The sequence below is a fragment of the Nitrospirota bacterium genome (assembly GCA_040756155.1).
GTDB lineage: Bacteria > Nitrospirota > Thermodesulfovibrionia > JACRGW01 > JBFLZU01 > JBFLZU01.
This window is the reverse complement of record JBFLZU010000065.1, coordinates 12,721-34,539: the sequence shown is the minus strand read 5'-3', so window position 1 is coordinate 34,539 and position 21,819 is coordinate 12,721. Positions and strand designations below refer to the sequence as shown.

At 40.4% G+C, this 21,819-nt stretch carries 23 protein-coding genes and 2 pseudogenes; 22 read left to right on the top strand and 3 right to left on the bottom strand.

Going from position 1 to position 21,819, the window contains the following annotated elements:
- The first annotated feature begins 33 nt into the window (after window positions 1-33).
- The 8 genes from AB1488_06615 to AB1488_06580 all read left to right on the top strand — a co-directional run bounded on the left by AB1488_06615 (window position 34) and on the right by AB1488_06580 (window position 5,430).
- The gene (locus tag AB1488_06615; GenBank protein MEW6409768.1) at window positions 34-345 is read left to right on the top strand and encodes a hypothetical protein; all 312 of its coding nucleotides are present in this window, start codon (window positions 34-36) and stop codon (window positions 343-345) included.
- On the top strand, window positions 342-638 hold the full coding sequence (locus AB1488_06610) for a hypothetical protein (protein MEW6409767.1): 297 nt from the start codon (window positions 342-344) through the stop codon (window positions 636-638). The genes AB1488_06615 and AB1488_06610 overlap by 4 nt, the downstream gene beginning before the upstream one ends.
- The gene (locus AB1488_06605) at window positions 635-1,213 is read left to right on the top strand and encodes a TraE/TraK family type IV conjugative transfer system protein (protein MEW6409766.1); all 579 of its coding nucleotides are present in this window, start codon (window positions 635-637) and stop codon (window positions 1,211-1,213) included. Before AB1488_06610 ends, AB1488_06605 begins: the two co-directional genes overlap by 4 nt.
- Window positions 1,185-1,934, top strand: a complete 750-nt coding sequence (locus tag AB1488_06600; protein MEW6409765.1) for a type-F conjugative transfer system secretin TraK — start codon at window positions 1,185-1,187, stop codon at window positions 1,932-1,934. Before AB1488_06605 ends, AB1488_06600 begins: the two co-directional genes overlap by 29 nt.
- Window positions 1,906-3,093, top strand: a complete 1,188-nt coding sequence (locus AB1488_06595; GenBank protein ID MEW6409764.1) for a TrbI/VirB10 family protein — start codon at window positions 1,906-1,908, stop codon at window positions 3,091-3,093. The genes AB1488_06600 and AB1488_06595 overlap by 29 nt, the downstream gene beginning before the upstream one ends.
- A complete protein-coding gene (locus AB1488_06590) occupies window positions 3,041-3,481 on the top strand; it encodes a TraV family lipoprotein (GenBank protein ID MEW6409763.1) in 441 nt (146 codons plus the stop codon). The genes AB1488_06595 and AB1488_06590 overlap by 53 nt, the downstream gene beginning before the upstream one ends.
- Window positions 3,482-3,556: 75 nt before the next feature.
- Complete coding sequence (locus tag AB1488_06585; protein ID MEW6409762.1) at window positions 3,557-3,934, top strand: DUF5618 family protein; 378 nt, start codon at window positions 3,557-3,559, stop codon at window positions 3,932-3,934.
- Window positions 3,935-4,071: 137 nt separating this feature from the next.
- Entirely contained in the window at window positions 4,072-5,430 is a 1,359-nt protein-coding gene (locus AB1488_06580) for a hypothetical protein (GenBank protein MEW6409761.1), read from the top strand.
- 23 nt (window positions 5,431-5,453) lie between these two features.
- Here AB1488_06580 and AB1488_06575 read toward each other — a convergent pair whose 3' ends face one another.
- Entirely contained in the window at window positions 5,454-6,059 is a 606-nt protein-coding gene (locus AB1488_06575) for a hypothetical protein (GenBank protein MEW6409760.1), read from the bottom strand.
- A gap of 612 nt (window positions 6,060-6,671) precedes the next feature.
- On the opposite strand from AB1488_06575, the gene AB1488_06570 reads away from it, so the two are divergent.
- The 14 genes and pseudogenes from AB1488_06570 to AB1488_06505 all read left to right on the top strand — a co-directional run bounded on the left by AB1488_06570 (window position 6,672) and on the right by AB1488_06505 (window position 20,713).
- Entirely contained in the window at window positions 6,672-9,134 is a 2,463-nt protein-coding gene (locus AB1488_06570) for an ATP-binding protein (GenBank protein ID MEW6409759.1), read from the top strand.
- 203 nt (window positions 9,135-9,337) lie between these two features.
- Window positions 9,338-9,865, top strand: coding sequence for a hypothetical protein (locus AB1488_06565; GenBank protein MEW6409758.1), 528 nt, complete (start codon window positions 9,338-9,340; stop codon window positions 9,863-9,865).
- Complete coding sequence (locus tag AB1488_06560; protein MEW6409757.1) at window positions 9,846-10,841, top strand: TraU family protein; 996 nt, start codon at window positions 9,846-9,848, stop codon at window positions 10,839-10,841. Before AB1488_06565 ends, AB1488_06560 begins: the two co-directional genes overlap by 20 nt.
- Window positions 10,772-11,344, top strand: a complete 573-nt coding sequence (locus tag AB1488_06555; GenBank protein MEW6409756.1) for a hypothetical protein — start codon at window positions 10,772-10,774, stop codon at window positions 11,342-11,344. The genes AB1488_06560 and AB1488_06555 overlap by 70 nt, the downstream gene beginning before the upstream one ends.
- A gap of 290 nt (window positions 11,345-11,634) precedes the next feature.
- Window positions 11,635-12,708: pseudogene (locus tag AB1488_06550) on the top strand (DEAD/DEAH box helicase family protein).
- Window positions 12,709-13,150: 442 nt separating this feature from the next.
- Window positions 13,151-13,477: a hypothetical protein gene (locus AB1488_06545; GenBank protein MEW6409755.1), complete on the top strand. Its 327-nt coding sequence runs from the start codon at window positions 13,151-13,153 to the stop codon at window positions 13,475-13,477.
- Window positions 13,474-13,836, top strand: a complete 363-nt coding sequence (locus AB1488_06540; protein ID MEW6409754.1) for a hypothetical protein — start codon at window positions 13,474-13,476, stop codon at window positions 13,834-13,836. The genes AB1488_06545 and AB1488_06540 overlap by 4 nt, the downstream gene beginning before the upstream one ends.
- A pseudogene (locus AB1488_06535) lies at window positions 13,829-14,574 on the top strand (type I restriction-modification system subunit M N-terminal domain-containing protein). The gene AB1488_06540 and the pseudogene AB1488_06535 overlap by 8 nt, the downstream one beginning before the upstream one ends.
- 61 nt (window positions 14,575-14,635) lie before the next feature.
- Complete coding sequence (locus tag AB1488_06530) at window positions 14,636-15,052, top strand: hypothetical protein (GenBank protein ID MEW6409753.1); 417 nt, start codon at window positions 14,636-14,638, stop codon at window positions 15,050-15,052.
- A gap of 23 nt (window positions 15,053-15,075) precedes the next feature.
- Window positions 15,076-16,314 carry a hypothetical protein gene (locus AB1488_06525; protein MEW6409752.1) on the top strand — a complete coding sequence of 413 codons (1,239 nt, stop codon included), beginning with the start codon at window positions 15,076-15,078 and terminating at the stop codon, window positions 16,312-16,314.
- A gap of 3 nt (window positions 16,315-16,317) precedes the next feature.
- Window positions 16,318-17,625 (top strand): hypothetical protein, encoded by a 1,308-nt coding sequence (locus tag AB1488_06520; protein MEW6409751.1) that lies wholly within the window; start codon window positions 16,318-16,320, stop codon window positions 17,623-17,625.
- A gap of 1 nt (window position 17,626) precedes the next feature.
- Window positions 17,627-19,531, top strand: coding sequence for a type IV secretory system conjugative DNA transfer family protein (locus AB1488_06515; protein MEW6409750.1), 1,905 nt, complete (start codon window positions 17,627-17,629; stop codon window positions 19,529-19,531).
- On the top strand, window positions 19,528-20,274 hold the full coding sequence (locus tag AB1488_06510) for a hypothetical protein (GenBank protein MEW6409749.1): 747 nt from the start codon (window positions 19,528-19,530) through the stop codon (window positions 20,272-20,274). The genes AB1488_06515 and AB1488_06510 overlap by 4 nt, the downstream gene beginning before the upstream one ends.
- A 64-nt stretch (window positions 20,275-20,338) precedes the next feature.
- Window positions 20,339-20,713 carry a DUF5618 family protein gene (locus AB1488_06505; GenBank protein ID MEW6409748.1) on the top strand — a complete coding sequence of 125 codons (375 nt, stop codon included), beginning with the start codon at window positions 20,339-20,341 and terminating at the stop codon, window positions 20,711-20,713.
- 195 nt (window positions 20,714-20,908) lie between these two features.
- On the opposite strand, the gene AB1488_06500 is transcribed toward AB1488_06505, so the two are convergent.
- On the bottom strand, window positions 20,909-21,196 hold the full coding sequence (locus tag AB1488_06500) for a hypothetical protein (GenBank protein ID MEW6409747.1): 288 nt from the start codon (window positions 21,194-21,196) through the stop codon (window positions 20,909-20,911).
- Window positions 21,197-21,216: 20 nt separating this feature from the next.
- Window positions 21,217-21,804, bottom strand: coding sequence for an MjaI family restriction endonuclease (locus tag AB1488_06495; protein MEW6409746.1), 588 nt, complete (start codon window positions 21,802-21,804; stop codon window positions 21,217-21,219).
- Between the last annotated feature and the right edge of the window lie 15 nt (window positions 21,805-21,819).

Below are 21,819 nucleotides of genomic sequence, written 5' to 3'. Positions count from 1 at the left end.
ATAACAGGCACAGGGTGCCTTGGGGGTGTAAAGATGAGAGGATTAATAGTATTATTTTTAATGATATGTATTGTTTTTATCTTTGTCACGAAGGTGGCAGCTGAAGGTGAACTTGCGAGGCTCGATGCATCCGCCCAAAAGATTACAGATAACATAAAGGAGATTACTAAGGGTAAGGTTGGCTTCATGATATTTCTTGTTGCCTGCGTTTCAGGAGTCATCGCCCTGCTGACAAGGCATCCCAAGATTGCCCTATTTGCCTTTGTTGGAGGGTTTCTGCTTGCCTCAATCTATGAGATAGCCCAGTTTCTCTGGCAGTCATTCGGAGGAACCATCCATAAGTGAACTGGGCACCAAGATTTATAGACAGACCTGTAGAGATATTCTTTACACTCGATGAATGGATTGTGATAATACTGACATTTTTCTTCACAGGAGCGATATCCATATTGATTGGACTCCCGGTTATCCTCTCCCTGATGCCACCCTTAATAGCAGGTATAAAACTACGGACTATAAGAAGAAAAAAGGGAAGGGGCTATATACTCCAGAATATTGTTTACAGGATTCTCTTTATGCATAATTTCTTCCCATTGGTTGTAAAAGAGCCTCATAAAAACAGGAGGTTTTCTCCTTGAAGTTCTGGGATTATGGAGAAGACCTGAAGGTAATAAACAGGAGGCTTTCCATCATTGCTATTGGTGAGGCAGGATTGATAGTGATCCTTATAATTGCGATACTCGTTATGACCTTCAGGATAAATATCACTTACATAGATGTTGATAAAGTTGTAGGAGAGACAGTGGTTGGACATATTCCTGCTGGCGTGCCATCTATCTTCGTAAGGTATTATTTTTATCAAAAGAAGAATGTGAATCCTGGAACTGTTGATGGGCAATACGCGCTGGCATACAGACTTATGACATCTCGCTATGCCTCTGAGCAGAAGCCAACACTTCTTTCAGAAATAAACAGGATAAAAGAATCTCAGCTTGCATATACATTCACACCAGATGGAGAACCTGATGTGGCTGAGAGTAGCAACGGATATGAGATTACGATAAAGGGTGACCAGAGGACTTATATCGGGGGGAAGGAGTCAGGGATAAAGAATATTTTATGCAAGGTTAAAGTAGTCAGAGGGCGATATAAAACGCCATTGAATCCTTTTGGGCTGGAGATTGATGATGAAAACTGCAGGGAGATACGATAGGCAGATTTCAGATTTTAGATTTGAGATGTCAGGTTTAAAATTATTCTGTCCAATCCTGCTCTTAGCCCTTAGTTCCATGATCTTAGCTTTATACTCAATTGTGACTGCAACTGAGATTATCGAGTATAAAGGGATACAGACTATAAGGCTCTCTGTAGGGCAGGCTACCTCTATTGAGATGCCATCAGAGATAACAACATTTATAACAGGGATTGACCAGAATCTGCTGTCCATGGAGTATTCAGGAAAGAGGGTTTATTTGCAACCGCTCTCACTTATCTCAGGAGACCTGTATGTAGTTACCAGAGATAACAGACAGTATGTTTTCAGCCTGATTATCGTGCCACCTGAACAGAGGCATAAAGAGATAAGGCTCGTGAGCCATGTTATTGGGGCAAAAGAGCGTATTGAAAAGTTAAGGGCGCTCACGCCACTCGGATTGATTAAATCAATGACGAATAACGAGGTTCCTGAAGGGGTAGAGGTCTCGGAAGGTGGATTTATCTTATATAAGGATGAGGATTTTACCGTAAAAGCCCTCAAGGTCTATAACGCAATGAGCCTGCAGGGACTTGTTATAGAGATAGTAAGGAAAGAGGGTTCAATAAAACCATTTCCGATAAAGGATTATTACCTCGAAGGTATTATAGCGATTTCCCTTAAGGATAAATTTCTTAAAGGTGGAGCCACACATGGCTACATTGTTAGATACAATCAATAAATTAACAGACTTCATAAAAAAGCACCCCACGATACTTATAGCCCTCACACTGATTATTGCTCTCCTCTTTTTTGTAACTCCCGGTAAGACCCCCAAGAAAACAGAAAAGATAATAGATGACGCAAAACAGCAACAGAAGGGGAATGTAAATCCTGTAGATGAACTTAAAAGCCAGATACATACCCTTAACACAGCACTTCAGGAGATAAAGAAAGAAGTTAATGGAATAAAAGAAATGAAGAGGACAGAAGTGAGACATACGGATGAGGTGTCAAAAAAGGATGAAAAGACCCTGTATGAACTCGAAAATGAGATAAAGAAGAAAAAAGATAGGATATCTGCCGTCGAAGAAGGTGCCGCTGAACAAGAGAAACCTGTCCTGAGCGGAGCCGAAGGAAAGGTATCCATGACTCCAAGGATAAAAAAGATTGAATTGCCTCCTGTTGATAATTCCTCTCCACCCCAGTCAAAGAAGGCAGATCCATACCTCCCTTCAGCATCCTTTACGGATGCTACCCTTCTTTCAGGGGCTTATGCCCCACACAACGGAGAGCCCATGCCTGTGAGTTTGAGTATAGATAAGGCGTTCTCAGGTCCGATGGGCTCTCCTGTGCCCCTTAAGGGATGTCTTGCAGTAGCAAAGGCTGTTGGTGACATTGGAACAGGGAGGGCAAAGATTCAAGTTGAGAAAATGTCATGCAGATGGCAGGATGGAGGTTTCTTTGACGAAAAGGTAAATGGTTATCTCACAGACGAAGATAACATTTTCGGGATAAAAGGGGATGTTAAAAGATACACAGGTGAATTCTTAAAGACTACAGGGATAAGCGCATTCCTTCAGGGGCTTTCTCAGGCATTAGCCACAGCACAGACCACAACACTGGCAGTGGCAGGAGGCACAGGAGGTGTAGCCACAGCAACGAATATTACCGGTGATGTGGCGACATATACATTTGCTGAGGCATCAAGACAGATTGCGTCTAAGTCAGGAGAGTTTTACGCTAAACAGGCAGATGTGCTTATTCCTGTTGTCGAGGTGAAAGCCGGCAAGAAGGTTCATCTCTATATAGTTGATGGAGTTACCCTGAAAGGAGGCGGCAGTAGATTTGAGAGTAAAATCCCTTATATTGACCCTATCAATCTCTCTAATAATTATTAGTGGTTGTGCATCCCTCGGCATAAATAATAATAAGTCAGGGACTCTACCACCGCAGGAGATATATGCGAAGGCACAGGGGAAGACAGATGGTTTGAAGGCTCAGATAGCTCCTGTTATCACTGAGAGAGCAGACATACCTTTCTTCCCTGTTGTTACACCTCCTGAGGTACTTGAGGTATGGGTCTATGACCATATCACCCCTACGAACGACCTTGTAATGGGGCATACTGTGTTTATCTGGCTAAAGGATGCAAGGTGGTTTCTTCAGGACTTCAGAGGAACAATAAGCATGCCTAAGCCCGCAGTGAGCGGAGCGAATCTGAAGGATATTCCAATCAAGAAAATAGAACTCGGCAAAGACCCTCTCAGTAAGAATGGCAAACCTTGACATATAAACAGTGAGGTGATACATTACAAGAGAAATACTCATTGAAGAATCAAGGATAACAAGAAAGGTTACAAAGTGAAAGAGGCATTAAGATATTTAAACAATGCAAAAGAGATATTAAAGTCTGTCCCTATAGAGGATAACATATATACAGATATAAAGTCTGTAAGGGAAGCTCTTGGAACAGCATATCTTGCAGTTTTAGAGGCTATAAATGAATATCTCAAGACTAAAAAAGGTCTTACAAAAAAAGAACTTCCAAAATCAGTTGATGCGTACAGGAAGGCACTACAGAAGTATATAGCAGTTCATAATGGTAAGCTTATGAGGGAATTTGAGATGCTTTATGATGCTCTTCACATTGCGGGTTATTACAGAGGCCTCATCTACGATGTAGATATGGTCAAAGATGCCCTTAAGGCTGCAAGGTCATTTATGGAGAAGATTAGATAGAAAATTTAGTTTTTACAGAGTCATAGGCGACCCATCACTTTCCCCCCGATGACTTTCCTTTATTTTTGGAAATATTAGAAGATTTTTTGTTTTTAACTCAAATGTAATATATGAGTAAGAAGAACAAAAGAGCAAGCATGTATTATAAGACAGGCATATACTTCAGAATAATCTCAGCAGTGGTAGCATTTGTTTTCTTTGTCTTTGAGACGGCAGTATCATTTGCTGGCTCTGTAGGATATCTTAGAGACGGAAGTCCTGATTCTCTTACCTCATGGGCGCGTGTGGCTGGAAGGGAGAATGTAGTCATGCTAAAGATACCCTCACGGGAGATTACAGGGCAGATCCAGTCTTTGAGGCTTCCAAGAGAGGCACCTGTGATGATACTTGGGAAATATTCCCCCTCTTTAGGCATGGGCTATATAGCAAAGATGCACCTTGCCTACGGGCTTGATGAGGTCTCGTTGGTTCTTGAGCCTATAAAGCCATCAACAGATACTCTTTATATTTCTCAGGGATGGGATTCAGGGGATGTAGAATTCAAGAATATCTCCATGCCTGAGTTCATGTGGATTATGGCAGCTGAGATGAAAAAGAACTTCTCTACAATTGCCATCCTTGCAGAGGAAGGGATAAAGCAGGACCACTTCCAGAAATGTTCCCGAAGTGGCTTGAAAAAGAAATGCACCTCAACTGTCCAGGTTTACCTTTATCCAAAGGACTACTACATGGCTATCCCTATGGATATGGGTCCAAGATTTGTTTCAGATGCTGCAGGGATATATGAAGTTGGAGGTGTCAGATGGATAAAGACCATGCCAGGCCATAATTTCTCTCAGGAGGCGATAAAGATATATGAGAAATCAGTGGAGATGAAGGGCTGGCTTGGCTGGGTGGTTGTTACCTTCGCTGCACTTATGGCGATTGCAGCATCGTATGCTATTGGAGCTATACTTGGTCAAATAGGTGTAACCAGTGCAATTACAGGAACATTGACTGCAGAGGCAGGGTCTTCAACTCTCTTCGGTGCAATAGTTGAAGTGGTCACAGGGGTGGCGATTCCCCGTGGTATTGAATTGGGAATCACCGCTGCAACTGGTGCAGGCTCTGCTATTGCAGGTGGAGTGGATAATTTTAATGCCCCATATAAAAAACTTCTTGATCCGGCTACGCTTTCACCTGTACCTTTTTACCCTGAGAGTTATTACCCAAAGATAACATCTCCAGATGCTGGCTCATCTCCTGTCCATGGAGCGATAAAGAACTGGGTTACCTCTGAGCCAGGGATAGAGGGTGGAGGGGCTGCAAATACCTTTAACAAAGAAAACTACGGAAGAAGACTCCTCGGCGGAAGAACAAGGGTAACCGGTAACGATGCCTATAGAATTAAGAGAGAGACCCAAAGATCCCCGTCAGAATCCCTTATGGAAGGGGAAGACCCTATTAGATGGCAGGAGCCAACAATGCCAACTGTCATCTGGGGAACAGGTAAATAAACAAATAAGAGACGAAGGGTGTGCTATCCCTTCTTCTCTTTTATCGTGCCCTTTTTAATAAGGAGTTTGTAGATTTCCTTAACAAGTTTTTCAGAGGCATTTTTGTAAGAAGCCCATGCACTATCTTCAGGCCAGCCCCCATAAGTCCCCCATGCCCTTACCTTTAGTTTTTCGCTCCAGTTGTTGTTTATATCCGTGACTGTGACATAATATGTGACATGAGACGTATTAGCAGGCCATGGGAAGTATCGCATTTTTGTTTTAGCTTCTACCTCATCTATCCAGATTTTTACCACAGCAGGTGCATGTATTCTTTCTTCTGTGTTGGTATCTAATGTTTTGATATTATAATCCTTGAATTTCTCTATAAGGGCGTTTCTAATGGGTACGCCCGTATCTCCAACGTACGTCAGAGATATAATATTCTTATTAAATGGATTACGAACAATCTTGTTAATTACATACGGCGGCACGATAAAAACAATCTCTGGATTCTGATGATTTGGTAGTGTCAGAGCCTTTTCGCTGAAATTGACAATCTGTGGTTTTGTTGTGCAGCCCACAAAAACTGTAGATGCTATGATTGATAGGGTTATAATAATTATGGTGACTTTTAAACTTCTGTTCATATCTATTCCACCCATCATAAAATTTAAATTTTAATCAAATCAATATTTCTTTCCAAAATCCTGCCTTGTAAACACCCTCTGGTTACTCTGTAAGAAAACCTATACGCTTTTTGGGTTTTTCGGGTGGTTCTAATAGATGTTTTTGAGGTGCCAAAATGGAACCTCAAGCTATTAAATTCTTCCTTTGATAGCTGAAACATAAAATCCTCGCCCTTAATAATTCTTCGATATGGACGACTCTGCCTTCCCTTTGAAGTTCTTTTATGTTTGCAAATTTCATATTCACACCTCGTATATTTTTTGTATATACAAAAAAATTAATTTGCGAGATAAGTCAACACCTTTTCTGCTGTTATTCCACTTCTTACTTCTCTCCAAGAGTTGCAGCACTAAAGCCCCGTCCTACAATGGTTTTTGAGATTGACACATTTTTGGACTTAATTTTACCCCGCACCACGCCAGAATGCCCCGCCTTTTAAGGCGGGGATGAATGGGATAAAAGTTTTCCTCTTGCAAGGGCGGGGTCTAAAGCCCCGCCCGCGCAGTCCCCGCAGCCCGCGTGGGCGGGGTGCGGGGTTTACTCTAAAAGTAATATTCCATAAAGAAGAAAATATGAGTATAACCCTTAAGACATGGAAGGCGTTTTTTGATACAGGGGAATCATTTACTTCCCTTTTCACCCCTGTTGATTATGAGGATGGGAGATTCATCCTCAGGGATGGCTCAATAGGGCAGGTCTGGGAGGTGGGTGGATTTCCTGTTGATGGAAGATCAACCTCTGAACTTGAAGGGTATTCTTTTAAATTGAAAAATTTTCTAAATTCCCTGCCTGAAGGGTTTCTCTATCAAGTGATAACTGTTGGATTCAGGGGGAATGAGCGTATAAAGAAAGAGATAAGAGACACCCTGAAACCGGATAATCCTGCGATGAAAGAACTTCTTGATTTTAATCTCGAGATGTATGAGAAATCTTTATACAGGGGATTCTTCTCTTATAATGAGATTAACTTTTATCCAAAAACGATAACTACACTTTTCACTGTAAGATACTTCCCCTTCAGGGATAATGGCACATCAAGAATATCTGTGCAGAGCAGGGTTGATGAAAAGATAGAGTCCACATTTACGATGAACAATATCTCCCATAGAAAATTCTATCCTCAAGATATGATAAATCTCCATTACCGGTTATTAAATCCAAGAACAACATTTAAAAGACCTCCACCTCTGGATAACCATCTGCCTCCAATCTGTAACAAGTTCTTATTCAATTCGCCTGAACTGAAGAACTGCGAATGGGTCTTTGAGGGGATAAGGACGAGGGTGATAACATTTAAAGAGCCTCCAGTGGGGGCAAGACAGAGAGAGGAAGCAGGTGAATTCAGAACCGTTTTTGTGACAGAGCCCAATATGCTTTTTGAGGAAAAACCAGACGGGATAAGCCTTTATGACATCACAGATAATTTTATCTTTGCTGTAAATTTTTTCAAACCTTCTCAGACTCAGATGGAATCTTACATGAAGAGAAGAAAGGCGTTTGCATGGCTTCACAGCGCAGGACTGATGGGCGATGTTGCTGTTGAGAAAGATATAATCAAGAAAGAGTGCGATAGCCTGATTGATAAGACCTATTCATCAGGTGATAAGTATTTTAAGGCATCTTTTATCTTTGTAATCCTTGGAGATGATGAAGAGATAGATGCAAAATCTACAAAATTTGTAAGCTTCCTTGAGTCTGCTGGCACAATCCCTATTGTGGAGGATATGAATTCTCCTGCGATGTTCCTTCAAGCATTACCGCTTAGTTATGACCCAGAACTGCCATCAGAAAAAGATGTCCTTAAGAAGACATTTACATTTCTTGGTTCAAACATAGCAGATCTGCTTCCACTGTACAGGAATTCATCTGGCTCAAAATCGGTAACAGATTTCTACTATAACCGAAGGGGTGAGATAATCTATCTTGATCTGTTTGATAGCTTCACATCATCCACCGCCCCTCATTGCCTTGTAACAGGGATGACAGGGGGAGGAAAGAGCGTTACCATGTCAAAACACATCATGATGGCACTTGCAAGGGGCGGTATAGTCTTTGTCATTGATAAGAAAGACACATACGAAAGACTCACAAGATTTGCAGGTGGTCAGCATATAAGATTTGAGGGGGAGATAGACTTTATACTCGACCCTTTCAGGGGTGATAGGGATGATGACCACAGAGTGTTTCTCACGCATCTCCTCTCCATGATGGCTACAGGAGGGACTGAGGCAATTACAAGGGAGGAAGTGGCGGTATTGAGTGAGTCTGTCCTTGAGTGCTTCCGTTCATCAGAGAGTCCGTCTATAGAGACAGTTGCAGAGATACTTAAAAGGAAGGATGATATCGGGCTCAAGCTTTCAAGAAAGATAAAACCGTTCTACGGCGATGGTCAATATGCACGGTTTTACAGTGGGGATAAGCCACCGCTTGACTTCAAGGGGAACAGGCTTATAAGTTTTCAGCTCGGCGATATTGACCTCTACAAAGATTTCTTTGCAGTGAATGTGATGCTTCTTATCTATTACATCAAGCAGTTTGTCAAAAAGAATCCTGGCGTAATGAAATACCTCATAATAGATGAGGCATGGCAACTCTTCAATGACCCTATCACCCTCATGTTTCTTGTTGAGGTTGTAAAAACTTTTAGAAGTTTTGGATGTGCTGTTATCTTTGTTACTCAACAGCTCGATGACTTCAAAGGTGTAGCTGAGGTGCTTAAGGATAACTGCCCTAATAAGATACTCCTTACGCAGAATGTAGACACTATTGAGAGAAACAGGGAAGCACTCGGTCTTTCAGATGGGGTTTTGTCGTATTACAGGACGCTAACGAAACAGAGGAACTTCAACGAGATACTTATAAAGACGGAAGGATGGTGCACAATTGTGAGGGTTCTGCTTGACCCATTCAGTTACTGGGTAACCACATCAAGAGACCAGGATAAGGCGTATCTCAGCAGGCTTGAGAAGGAATACGGGCTAAGAGATGCAATAATGACCGCTGCAAGAGAGAATCCATATGGGGTGTCATACTGATTAGATAAATTGAGTGATTTTTATCCCCTTTCCCTAACCCTTCCCGCAAGGAGAGGGGAATTGTATAGAGATTCCTCCCCTTGACGGCGGAGGGTAAGGGTGGGGGTGAATACATTGCAATTTAAGAAGAAAATAGCCGAGGCATCCTGCCTCGGATGTCAGGCAAGATGCCTGACCTATTTTTCTTTTTGGTTCAGTCAAAAATGTTCCTTGAGATAATTAGAAGATTTAATGTTGTATTTATAACTCTAATATTTACCATACCTTTTGATGTTATTGACATCGGCACTGAAGGGTTTACCTGCAGGGTTAATAATATCCCAGATCTCAGAACTCAGATTACAGATGCCAGATTTCAGATAACAATAAAGTCTGTACAATTACGCTCTTTATCGCTTCCTCAGGCAATAAAATCCAATATTAGAAAGATTCCTCTCTCCCACGAAGTTCCCCTCACTGGCAAGTTTCTGTTTTTCTCTAAGAAAGAAATTTCATCACTCAAATCTAAAATCTCAAATCGTTCGACTGAGCGCTCACGACGAAGTCTCAAATCTCATTTATGGTATGGCTACTGCGTTGACTGTGGACTGAGACCTGACATTGTCTCTCTTGAAATTCCCGTGCAACCAGCTACTATAGAAATTCTTAAGATGTATGGAGTAACACACACCCCCTCCCTTGTAGAGGTAACAGGCAAGGAGTTGATTATTTATGAGAAGGATTTTGATTAACCTCAGAACGCAAGCTCTGAAGGCTGAAGTGCTAAAGTCCTTAGTGTGCTTCGGCACTGTAGTTCTTCAAATCTTCAGCACTTCTTCTGCCTATGCGGTTGATATAACTTCTTTAGCATCAGCACTTAATGTAAAGAGTTGCCTTGAGTATAAGGTGGCTGGACCATGCTGGCTTGATAAGAAGAAACTCTTACCTGGTATAAATATGTGCTACTGGTCTCCTGTATTACTTATCGAGACACCGAGGCAGCCATTCAGCAGTTCCCTTTCCATTGTTAATACCCTTTTAGAACCTTTAAAAGAAGCATCATCTCTTTTTGGTGGAGCAGGTGGGGCGAGTTCATTCTATCAGACGAATTCCTTCTACCATGAAGCCCATGTTGTGACTTTTTCATTTCTCGGATATATAAAAAATCCTGTTCAGGCAATATTCGGACTGTGCAAAAAAGACCTCACACTTCCTTATGCTGTAAATTATCTCTCAGAGGTAGATATTGTTAACTGGAGGACTGGTGCTGCTGATTATTTTACATTTAAATGGCTTGCATCTGCTACCGCAGGTGCTTCTCAGATTTGTTCTCTAAGCGGGATTCCATTAATTGGAGACGCTATATCAGTTGAAGATGCATGCATGGGGACATGGGGTGCGACATATCCGAGAACTGGACTTATGATTGCCAATAGCAGTGCAGTTGCAAGTGCTGCAACCTGTTTCAGGGCTGTAAGTGTTGCATCAAAACCCTTTGTTACAGGTAGAGTAGGGTTCATTCCCCTTCACTTCCAGCCCACCCAAGATGATAAATTGCAGATGGTCTTTCCACGATCTTCTGGGTGTATAAAGATAGGACAGAGCCCTGCATCGTGGGATTTTGCCACAGCATTACCACCAGAGGTAGGAGGTTATATATGGGTTTACTGGCGAAAGGTCTGTTGCTGTGTTACGCCTGGCTCTTTTACTGGTGTGCCTTTACTATAGATATTACACATGCGGATATCTTTACTAATCCTTTAGTAAAAAGTCAGAAGTCAGAAGTTAAAAGCAAGAAATCTCAAATCTCAAATCGTTCGGCTGAGCGCTCACGACGAAGTCTCAAATCTGATTCTCAGGTATCTCCACAACAAGAGGTTGATAATCTTATAAAAGATGCCCAAAGGGAGTTTCTGAAAAGGGAAATTCAGGAGAAGAAGATACTCTATGTATTCGTTGGTGATTGTCCTTACAGCATTGGTGCTATAAAGACAGCAAATGAATTTTCAAAGAGTCATCCTGATTACGATGTGAAGATATTCTCAACGGTGTTTGATGGGAAACGATTTATGGAACTTAAGAAACAATGGGGTGATGATATGGTTATTCATATCCCTGGGGAGGAGATCGAGATGTTTAAGATTGAAAAGATTCCAGCCTTTGTATTTGTCAGAGATGGTAAGTTTCATAAGGTTTATGGACAACCGAAACTTGGAAGGTATCTTCCATAAAGGACAGTTACTCTAGTGATGTCCTAACCAGTATGACTCTTTTTACATAGCTATGGCAAAGATACTTGATATTCCATTACCCCCCGATCTCTAAAGTTAACTGCACAATAACTTGAAGACCTCCTTACTCCGAGCAATTCCTCCTACATAAGCCAATTATTCTTCCTTTACATCTTTAATTTTGTGAGTATAATTATAGCAATAAAAGGAGAACTTACAAGAGTTTCATACAACCTTTAGGTTATACAAAATGGCGATGCTTATATAAGATGTAGAGAAAGGTTATTAGCATGGAACCTGAGGAGAAAGCACGGCGACATATCGACCAACTGCTTGAGATGGCAGGCTGGAGGGTTCAGGACTTACAGGAATTAAATCTTGGTGCTTCTCTTGGCGTGGCTCTCCGTGAATTCCCACTTGAATCGGGACTCGCAGATTATCTGCTTTTTGTGGATAGAAGAGCTGTTGGAGTTATGGAGGCAAAGCCTGAAGGTACCACATTAAGCGGTGTTGCTGAGCAATCTGAAGCCTATCTGTATGGTCTTCCTAAAGATTTACCACATGTTCACGAACCCCTTCCCTTTGCCTATGAGAGCACAGGTATAGAAACCTTTTTCAGGGATTTGAGAGACCCTACCCCACGCTCTCGAAGGGTATTTGCCTTTCATAAGCCTGAAACACTTAACGAATGGCTTTCACAGGGCAACACCCTGAGAGCAAGGCTTACGAACATGCCTATTTTGATAACTGAAGGCTTAAGGGATTGTCAGATTGAGGCAATTCAGAACCTTGAAAAATCCTTTGCAGAGGCAAGACAGAGGGCGCTCATCCAGATGGCATCAGGCGGAGGAAAGACTTATACTGCTGTAAGTTTCATTTACAGGTTAATAAAATTTGCGAATGCAAAAAGAGTGCTTTTCTTAGTTGACCGAAACAATCTCGGTCGCCAGACGAGAAAGGAATTCCAGCAGTATATAACCCCTGATGACGGCAGAAAGTTTACAGAGCTTTATAATGTTCAGCACCTCACCACAAACACACTCGACCCTGTAAGCCGGGTGTGCATTACAACCATTCAAAGGCTTTATTCCATGCTCAAAGGGGAACCTGAATTTGACGCCGAACTTGAAGAGCGATCAATATTTGAATACGATAGGGATGTGGTCAGCCCGCCCCTACAGGTTTTATACAATCCTCAGATTCCAATTGAAACCTTTGATTTTATCATTACTGATGAATGCCACCGTTCTATCTATAACTTATGGAGACAGGTTCTTGAGTATTTTGATGCCTTTATTATAGGACTTACTGCGACTCCTTCAAAACAAACCCTTGGGTTTTTCAATCAGAACCTTGTAATGGATTAAAAATGTAGGGGCAACCCTTGCGGTTGCCCAAAATAATGAAATAACAAATAAAAGGGCAGGGGCAAGCCCTGCCCCTACATTAGGAAATATCGTTGGTGTATTTAAATCAATGGTTTCAACCGAATATTTAAAATGGATAAATCAAAATAATGTGGAACGGTCGGCTATACTCTGGCAACGCAATTATTACGAACACATAATTCGCAATGAAAATGAATTAAATTCTATCCGTGAATACATCAGATATAATCCCTTGAAATGGGATGAAGATGAGGAGAATCCGAACAGAAAGAAATAATCTAAGGGCGTATGGCAATACGCCCATTGAAATGGCAGGACAAACGGATGTAAGGGCGAACGGCCATTCGCCCTTACGAAAGAAAAATATAAGGGGGAATAAAACTTCTGCTATAATATGAAAAGATAAAAGGAGGTTACCATGCCTAATATATTGGAAATAGACAAAGATATATACAATGCCCTCGTAGAATCCTTTGGTGAAAATGCGCTGAAGGAAAAAATAGATGATATTCTTCTCTCTGCAATAGAGAACAGGATAGAGCACTATACCCGTGAGATACTGAGATTTGAAGAGAAATATGGTGTCTCTTTTAAGGAATTCGAAAAGATGTGGGATGAAGATAAGATTGAGAATAGGCACGGTCATGAGGTAGAAGGAGATTTTATAGATTGGGAAATGTTAGAGATGGAGAAAAGGGAGTTATTATCAGCACTGGCAAAACTTAAAGGCTTTAAGAAAAAATGAAGAGCCTTAATGTTGATGCCTTCCTTTCAGAAATAACAACTTCTCTCAAAAAACATTTCGTAGAGTATAAGATCGAATTCCTTTTAAGAACCCACAGATCTCTTAAATGTAATATCCATTTTGGTGAAAACCTTTTCCTTGCAGTGCGATATAATGCAAGAAACGAGCGCATGGATTTTGCATTGATACAGAATGATCAAAGAATCTTCGGATATGATAATTTGAAGGAATGGCACTATCATCCATATGAAAATCCCTCAGGACATATCCCCTGTAAAGAGCCTTCAATAGATAAAATCATATCCGACATTAGAGCAATTTACGCTACGATCAAAACTGGTAGAGGACATCATGCCTAATGAATCTTCAACAATAGTTCAAAGACTCTGGAATTACTGCAATGTCCTCCGTGATGACGGGGTAAGCTATGGCGACTATGTGGAACAGCTCACATATCTCTTGTTCCTCAAGATGGCCGATGAGCAGACGAGGCCGCCCTTTAACAAACCCCCAACAATCCCGAAGGGTCTTGACTGGCAGAGCCTTCTTGAAAAAGATGGGGATGTCCTCGAAGTCCATTACAGACATATCCTTGAGTCTCTCGGTAAAGAAAAGGGCATGCTTGGGGTTATCTTCCAGAAAGTCGCAGAATAAGATTCAAGACCCTGCAAAACTCAAGAGATTGATAATGCTCATTAATGATGAGACATGGGTAGGGATAGATATTGATGTAAAGGGAGAGATATACGAAGGGCTTTTGCAGAAGAATACTCTGGATATACGATTTAAGAACAAACAAGCACTTTACTCTCAAGACGAACCCATTGCGATACGAAGACCTCCAGGATTTTATCAGATGCTATAACCAGGATAACCGCTTTAACAGAAAAGAGACGGAACGATTCAGAGCATTCACTTATAACGAATTGATCCAACGGGATAAGGTAAGTTTTGATATTTTCTGGCTGAAGGATGAAAGCCTCGAAGATTCTGAAAACCTTCCAGATCCGGACTTGCTTGCGAGAGATATTGCTGAAAATCTTGAATCTGCTCTTGATCAATTTAGTAGTATTTACCAGGACTTAGAAAAGAAATAAACCTTTTTCCTGCGCTCTAACATACCACCTTTTTCTTCCATGCAAAAGTAATATCATATATGTGAACAGAAAAATACTTATAACCTTAATATTGCTGTTATACCCGAGTTCCATTTTTGCAGAAGATAGAGGGGTATCCTTCTTTGACTGTAAAAAGATTGTCTTTTTTTCTGAGTGCAAGGAAGAAACTAAGAAAGCACCAGCACCATCCTCAAATATGAAATCTCAAATCTCAAATCTCAAGTCTCAAAAGGAGAGCCTCTGGATTGAACCTGTTATATCTCCTGATGGCTCCATAAGATACTATGTACCTCCAAAAATAGTCCTTGATTTCCTTGAGGATCCTACAGAAGAGAATGCAAAGAGGTATCTTGAGTGGAACAAAGAGAAACTCAGAAAGATAAATGCAGCACAGGAAGTCTTAAACCAGATTGCAGTTCAAGAGGATGTTGTTAAACAAACTAATTCAGAGAAGTAATATTTTAATTAAATGGGTAAATTATGCGTAAACTGATTGCTCATATAATAGGTTTTCTCCTTTCAATAAGTTATGTATCCTCAGTCTCTGGAGACCTGTTTGAAGACTCAAGGGATAAGGCATTTGAGACCTACAATGATTATTCAAGGAGTGATAAAAGTTTTTCTTACAGCGGTGGTATCAGGGCATTTCCAAATAAGTCGTCAGGAGGAGATATGCTTCGATTTCAACTTGATGCTGAGAGAAGAGGCTGCAGTGCCCTTGACCTTGCAGGAAATATAAAGGCTATGTTCAATCAGGAGGCTTTAGAAAGTTTTGCAAAAGGACTGGCAGGAACCGCTATTGCTGCAGCACCTCTTGTCCTTATGTGCTATGCTTCGCAACAACTCTGCGATGCATACAAACATTTCAAGGCGATGACAAATATGATGTTGACGCTGAGAAATGCCCAGTGTGCTCAGTTGGAAGAGGGTGCAATGAATATCGGTATGATGCTTCAGCACAAAGGTCTTTATGAATGTATAAATCAGAAAGTGTCTACGGGTATGGACCTCAATTTAGCTATGGATAAATGCAGGAGTGAAAAAAACATTAAAGATCCATGGGGAGGATTCACAGAAGGTGAGATCGATCTGATTGATAAAGCCCTCAAGCATGCCGGAGCATCTCCTGCTACAGAGAATATCGCAAAGTTGCTGATTGGAGATATGAGGTATAGTGGTGCTGGAAGAGCGGGGGCAACAAAGATTGGTATGAATGCGGTTGAAAACCTCCATGCGGATTTAAAAGAGGACTATGCGAAAAACTTGAACTCCCTTATGGACAGATACCTGAAGGGTGAGAATATTTCGATTGATGACATAAAGAAGGTATCCACACCTGAATGGCAGGTGACCATCGAGATACTCAAGACACTTCATATGATGGATTCGGCTACGAGGACGGTGGTGATAGACCATATATCCACTATCCAGTCAATAATCAAACTACAGTATAAGATTATAGAAGTTCACAATATACTTGAAGCAGAAGAGTCGAACCCGAGACTCAGCAAAGGTGAGATTGCTGAACTCGAGAGAAAAAGAAAAAGGCTTCTGAACCAGTATAACTTTCTTATAGAGAAGGCAAAGATTCAGAAAGAACTTATAGCTCCACTCTTTGAAAGGCTCATAAAATACAATCCTGATGTAAGACTTCCTGTTCTATCTGATGAACAGATTGGAGGGATACTTTTTAAATCCAGGGATATCAAAAGGAGATGATTCATGTTTAAGGAATATCCCTATGATGTGATGATGCTTGAGATGTTGAAATCAGTAAAGGATTCTATATTTATTCCACCTGTGACACTGCTTCTCTTTGTAATAGTTGTGTTAATTGGTGTTACGAAATATTTCTCTGCGATAAAAGGAAGCGAATCTCCTTACTTGTATGCGGGTGAATATATTCTCACATCTGTCCTGATATTCTCGATATTTTCAACAACAAGCGTCTGGGTAAGATGCACAGACTTTATTAACTCCCTCGCATTCAAGATTAGCGAGATTGCAGTGCCAGACTACAAGGTGGATGCGATATGGATTACTGCCAAAGAGGGTGAGCTCGGGATGGCTGCAATAGAGCAAACCTATCAGAACCTGAGTTCAAATGATAGGTCTGATATAAGAAATTTTTATAACATCTGTTACAAAGAGGCGAATGTTATAGGAGAAAGAAAAGGTAAGACTGTAATTCCAAGTAAGATGGATTACAGGACAGAAAGCGAAGAAGGAGTTATATATTTCCAGAGAGGAATCCTGGGTGGTGAGGATCTCTCATGCGATGAAAAGAAAAGGATACTCATCGAGAAGGTTGGTAATGCATACAGACATGCATACGCAGGATTACAGGGCCATGCGTTAAAGGGTATCAGAGATTTAACTCTGAATGAAAGACAGAAGAAAATAATAGAGGAATACAGAAGGAGATTTAACAGTGATGGCTGGAGGGATGAAGTATTTGATGCCCTGATCTTAAATGAAAAAATTAGAGAAGATAAACTCAGAGGTGGGAGAACAGAAAATGAAGGGTTCTGGGAATCCGTCTGGAGAAAGGTTGGTGGTTTTGCAGGGTCAGTTGTAAATCTTCCTTCGAGGTTTTTGTTACTTCAGATGTTATCAGCGATATTCTGGTTTATCAGAGACCATCTTCACGATTTTATTGGTTCAGCCAAGGTCATACTCTCAGCATCATATCCTCTTACTGTTCTTTACGCAACGATATTCGGATTCTCAATCCTGGTAAGATACTTCGGGATGTGGATGTGGCTGAATTCATTGTATATCGTAGAGGCAATATCCAGTACGATAAGGGATAGAATATTGGGAACTACCGATACTGTTGCAGAATCTGCCATGACTGCATTTTCCCTGTTTACAGGGATTCAGACAGATGCAATCCACGCTGATGTCTCTACACTCTTCATCTTTCTTGGCATAACCATATTTACTACATGGTTTACATGGTATGGTATCAGCGGTCTCAGTATGTGGATGACAAGCAGGTGGAGGTTTGTAACCTTTAAGAGAAAATAACATGTTTGAGACAAAGAATATTTCCGTTATCCTGGCGATAATGTTTATCCTTATCTCTTACACTGTATATAAACTCTATACAACTGCAAGAAAAACAAAGTCCAACATAGACACTGGCAGATGGGCGACACGGAGGGAGATCTTAAGGTTCTATGGAACCGTTACCCCTCTTGTGAGACGTGTTTCGTTTTCAGCAATGGTTTCCTTTATGATTGTCATTCTTGCATATTTCTATGGCAGAGCAGGCATGATGAATGTTGCAGCAGGATTCAGTGTTATAGGCGTCTTTATATACGGTTCTATCTCCATATGTTCCAAGAGGTATGAAAGATTAAGAAGGTTTTTAGGTGACAAGGAAAATTTTTACCATCTCGGTAGATATAGAGGCAGAAGGATATCACTTCCCCGTGAACAGAGATTTATGCACACACTGATAGTTGGACCCACAGGTATTGGAAAGACTTCATCACTTATAATTCCTCAGCTCCTGTATGACGCTTATGGGAATATAAGTGCAGTTGTTATAGATGCAAAATCTCCCGAACTATACAATAAAGTTGCAGGTGCATGGATGGAGAATGGCAAGAAGGTTATCCTTTTTGATCCATGGCATCCTGACTGCTGGGGATTCAATCCACTTTTAGAGGCAACAGACGATGAGATACAGACAATCGTAAATGCCTTTCTTGGGGATCAAAGGAGGGTGCAAAAGAGAGATGAATTCTTTGAGGGAAGGTCACACGATTTTCTCGAATCTCTGCTCAAACTAATCAGGGAGGAGTTTAAAGACAGCGAATGCAGTCTCTCTATCGCATATCAGTTGATAAGGTCCCACAAGGTGCTGAATCAATTTATCCAGTGTTGCAGGAATCTTGAGATAATAACTGGATTTGATGACTGGATGAAGAGGACTAATGAGTCGCAGATGGATATACTCTCATCTGTTCGCAAGAAACTCTCTATATTTAAAGAACCACAGGTTCAGGCTGCCTTCTCCAGATCCGATTTTACTCTGGAGATTCTCTTCAGGGAAGAAGAACCAGCACTTTTGATCATAGGTGTTCCAGTTGACAAAAAAGAGGTTGGTATGCAGATAGCATCCCTTATGACGAGACTCGTTATGCGAAGGGCATTTGAGGAGAAACGCATCCAGAGGCAAAGGGCATCAAAAGGTGAGATATTTTTTAGATCAAATGACCTTGCGCTTTATCTCGATGAATTTGAAAATTTGAATATTGTTGATATGCCTGAGTATATATCCATAGCGAGGGATACAAATACGCAGTGCATCCTCAGTACCACAAATATAGACTTCTTTGAGAACTACGGGGATAGATTTGGTGCTATTATGACGAATCTAAGGACACAGATATACCTCAGCGGGATAAACCTTAAGACCTCAAAGTATGTTTCTGAGATGCTTGGAAAACAGAGGACATTAATGACAAGGTATTTTACCGAACCGATAATACCATGGCTCAATAAGAAACAGATAGCATGGGAGCCTGATGTCCTTATGAGTGATGACAGCATAAGAAATATGGCTAAGAAAAAGGCGATATGCTTTACACCTGATACAAGGCCGTTCATTCTTGATCTGGAGAGATATTATGAGTCACGGTTAATAAAAGGTCTCATAAAGCCCCTGCCACAGAATATTGATGAATACAAGAAAAGATGGGGAATAGATACTTCACCGCTGAAGGTACCCGTATTATCACGGAATGGATATTTAAAGACCCATAGTGACACCAAGATGGTTAAAGGCGACAGGATTGATGATATAGGTATTTACCAACACATCGAAAAGAACATCGATGAAAGAGGTATATCGAAAAAACCTACCTTTGATCCGTATGATTTGTCTGCTTACGAAGATGACGGGATGTCGGGATTGATATTATGAAGGGTTATGTAAGCATTACAGACAGGGATATAGATATATTCAAAACCCTGTCAGCAGGACCTGCAACATTGGAACAGTTATACCGATACCACTGGAAGAAAAACAGAAATGAGTTTTTACATAAGGAAAATCTGAGGAAAAGACTCAGTAAACTTGTAAATGCAGGTTTTCTGTATAAACAGAGATATAATCGCACACGCATCACTTCTGGTATTCTCTACTATCTGACAAGGCTCTCTGTGGAATATCTCACTGTATACTGTAACTATGCGGCTGAGAATATCCGTATGTCTATTGTGTCTCAGGAAGATATGTTTAAAGAACTCATCATTACAGAGGTTGTCAGGGTTGTCAAGAGTGATATGATGAAACGACAGATGAAATATCTGATAAGGGATAGCAGATGGTTTTTATCTAACACAGAAAATGGAGATGGTATCTCCCCTGATCTTTATATCAGGATAAAGGATTCAAATACAGAGAGGAAATACTTTGTTGTTGTTGATATTGGCTCTGAGGTAATCAGGGATGTTATCAACAGGGTACAAGCAATTAGAGGGGTGGTATTAATAATAACCCTCAATAAAATGAGGTTCGATATATTGAAAAAGACTCTCCTGCAGGTTGATGACCATGCCCTTTATATAAAGACATGCTTTATACTTTTGAGCGAGTTGAGTTCAAAAGGTTTCTTCTCCTGCAGTTGGGAAAAGGCAGACGGAAGCCCAACGGATATTATTTGACAGTTATATAGTGTCATATTTATAATTTAAAATTAAAACAGATAAAAATGAGCAGTATACACGAATGAAAGAATCATTAAGATACTTACAAAATGCGAGAGAGATACTTAAGTCTGTTCCTATAGAGGATGACACTTATACGAATGTCAAGCCTGTCAGGGAGGCATTTGGAACCGCCTATCTTGCTGTCTTGGAAGCTATTAATGAGGCTCTTATAAAGAAAGGTTTAACCAAGAAAGAACTTCCAAAGTCTGTAGATGCTTATAGAAGGGCATTGCAGAAGTATATAGCTGTTCATGATGGAAAACTCTTGAGAGAGTTTGAAAAACTTTATGATTTACTCCATATAGCAGGATATTATCGAGGATTGCTATATGATGTTAATATAGTTAAAGATGCCATAAAAGCTACCAGGGCTTTTATAGAAAAGTTAGATTGACAACTCTACCCTTCCTTTGTTGATTCCAAACCAGCTGTTTTTGCTCCATTATCCGTAGTGTTACCCCGAAAAGAGTCAACCTTTTCGTCTATGGCTGAGGTAGTTGGTAAGTAATGATATCAGAATTTTTAGTAACAGATTTTCTTACTCATCGTTTATTCTCCATCATGTTGAACGAGACTAATCTTTTAATCATCAAATAAGTTTATTAACAAGTTGCTTAAAGCTCGTGATTTTCTCCCAGCCATCCTGTTTAACCGCAATTTCACCATGCCAATAATAATAAACATTTCCATCTATCTCCGAAGTATTTCTAATGCCATCATAGTCAATAAAGTATCTATGAATCTTATCTTTTAAATTTTCTTCGTCCTTTGCATAAAATACCTTTTCAAAGATTTGTCCATATTCACCGCTGATGAACTCAAAGGTTGCGAGATAAAGCTTTTTGCCGTTAGGGATTATTACATTTTTCTCACACATAGCAATCCTCCAATATATAGTTAATCAATGATCTCGCTATAATCCACTTCAATACCATTCTTAATCTTTTTGTAATAAATAAGCTTAACAGTTATGTCTTCTCTTAAAGACTTTTTAATCTTGTAAGTCTCTGGCTTTATTGAGACAGGAATGTTTCCAATATATCCATCAATTCCTTTTGATTCATCAGTTTTTTCTGCCAGCCTATAATCAACACCTTTAATCTCAGCACCTTTCTTTATAATTGCCTCTTGAAATTGAAGTCCAATAAATGTTTGTACAATAACAAGGTCCCTTACCCATTCATTGACCATATCGTAATTAATTTTTTGTGTCGTCTCTTTGAGGTTCTCAACCATTCCCAGAATTTTTTCATTAGCGGTCTTTATAGCATTAGGATACCTTTGCAAATACCACTGTTCCCATTCATCCAGGGTTCTGCCAGAAAACTTTTGTATTAAATCAGTAAGTTGACCAACAACTCTTGGTCTTGTCCCCTGTGCATTCTGGTTAGCGAGATTGATTATCTGTGAGACATATTTTGGAAATGAAGTCGATGGAATCTCTAAGGATTTTCTGATTTCTTCATTTGTAAGCTTTATCTTCACCTAAAGACTTTCCTC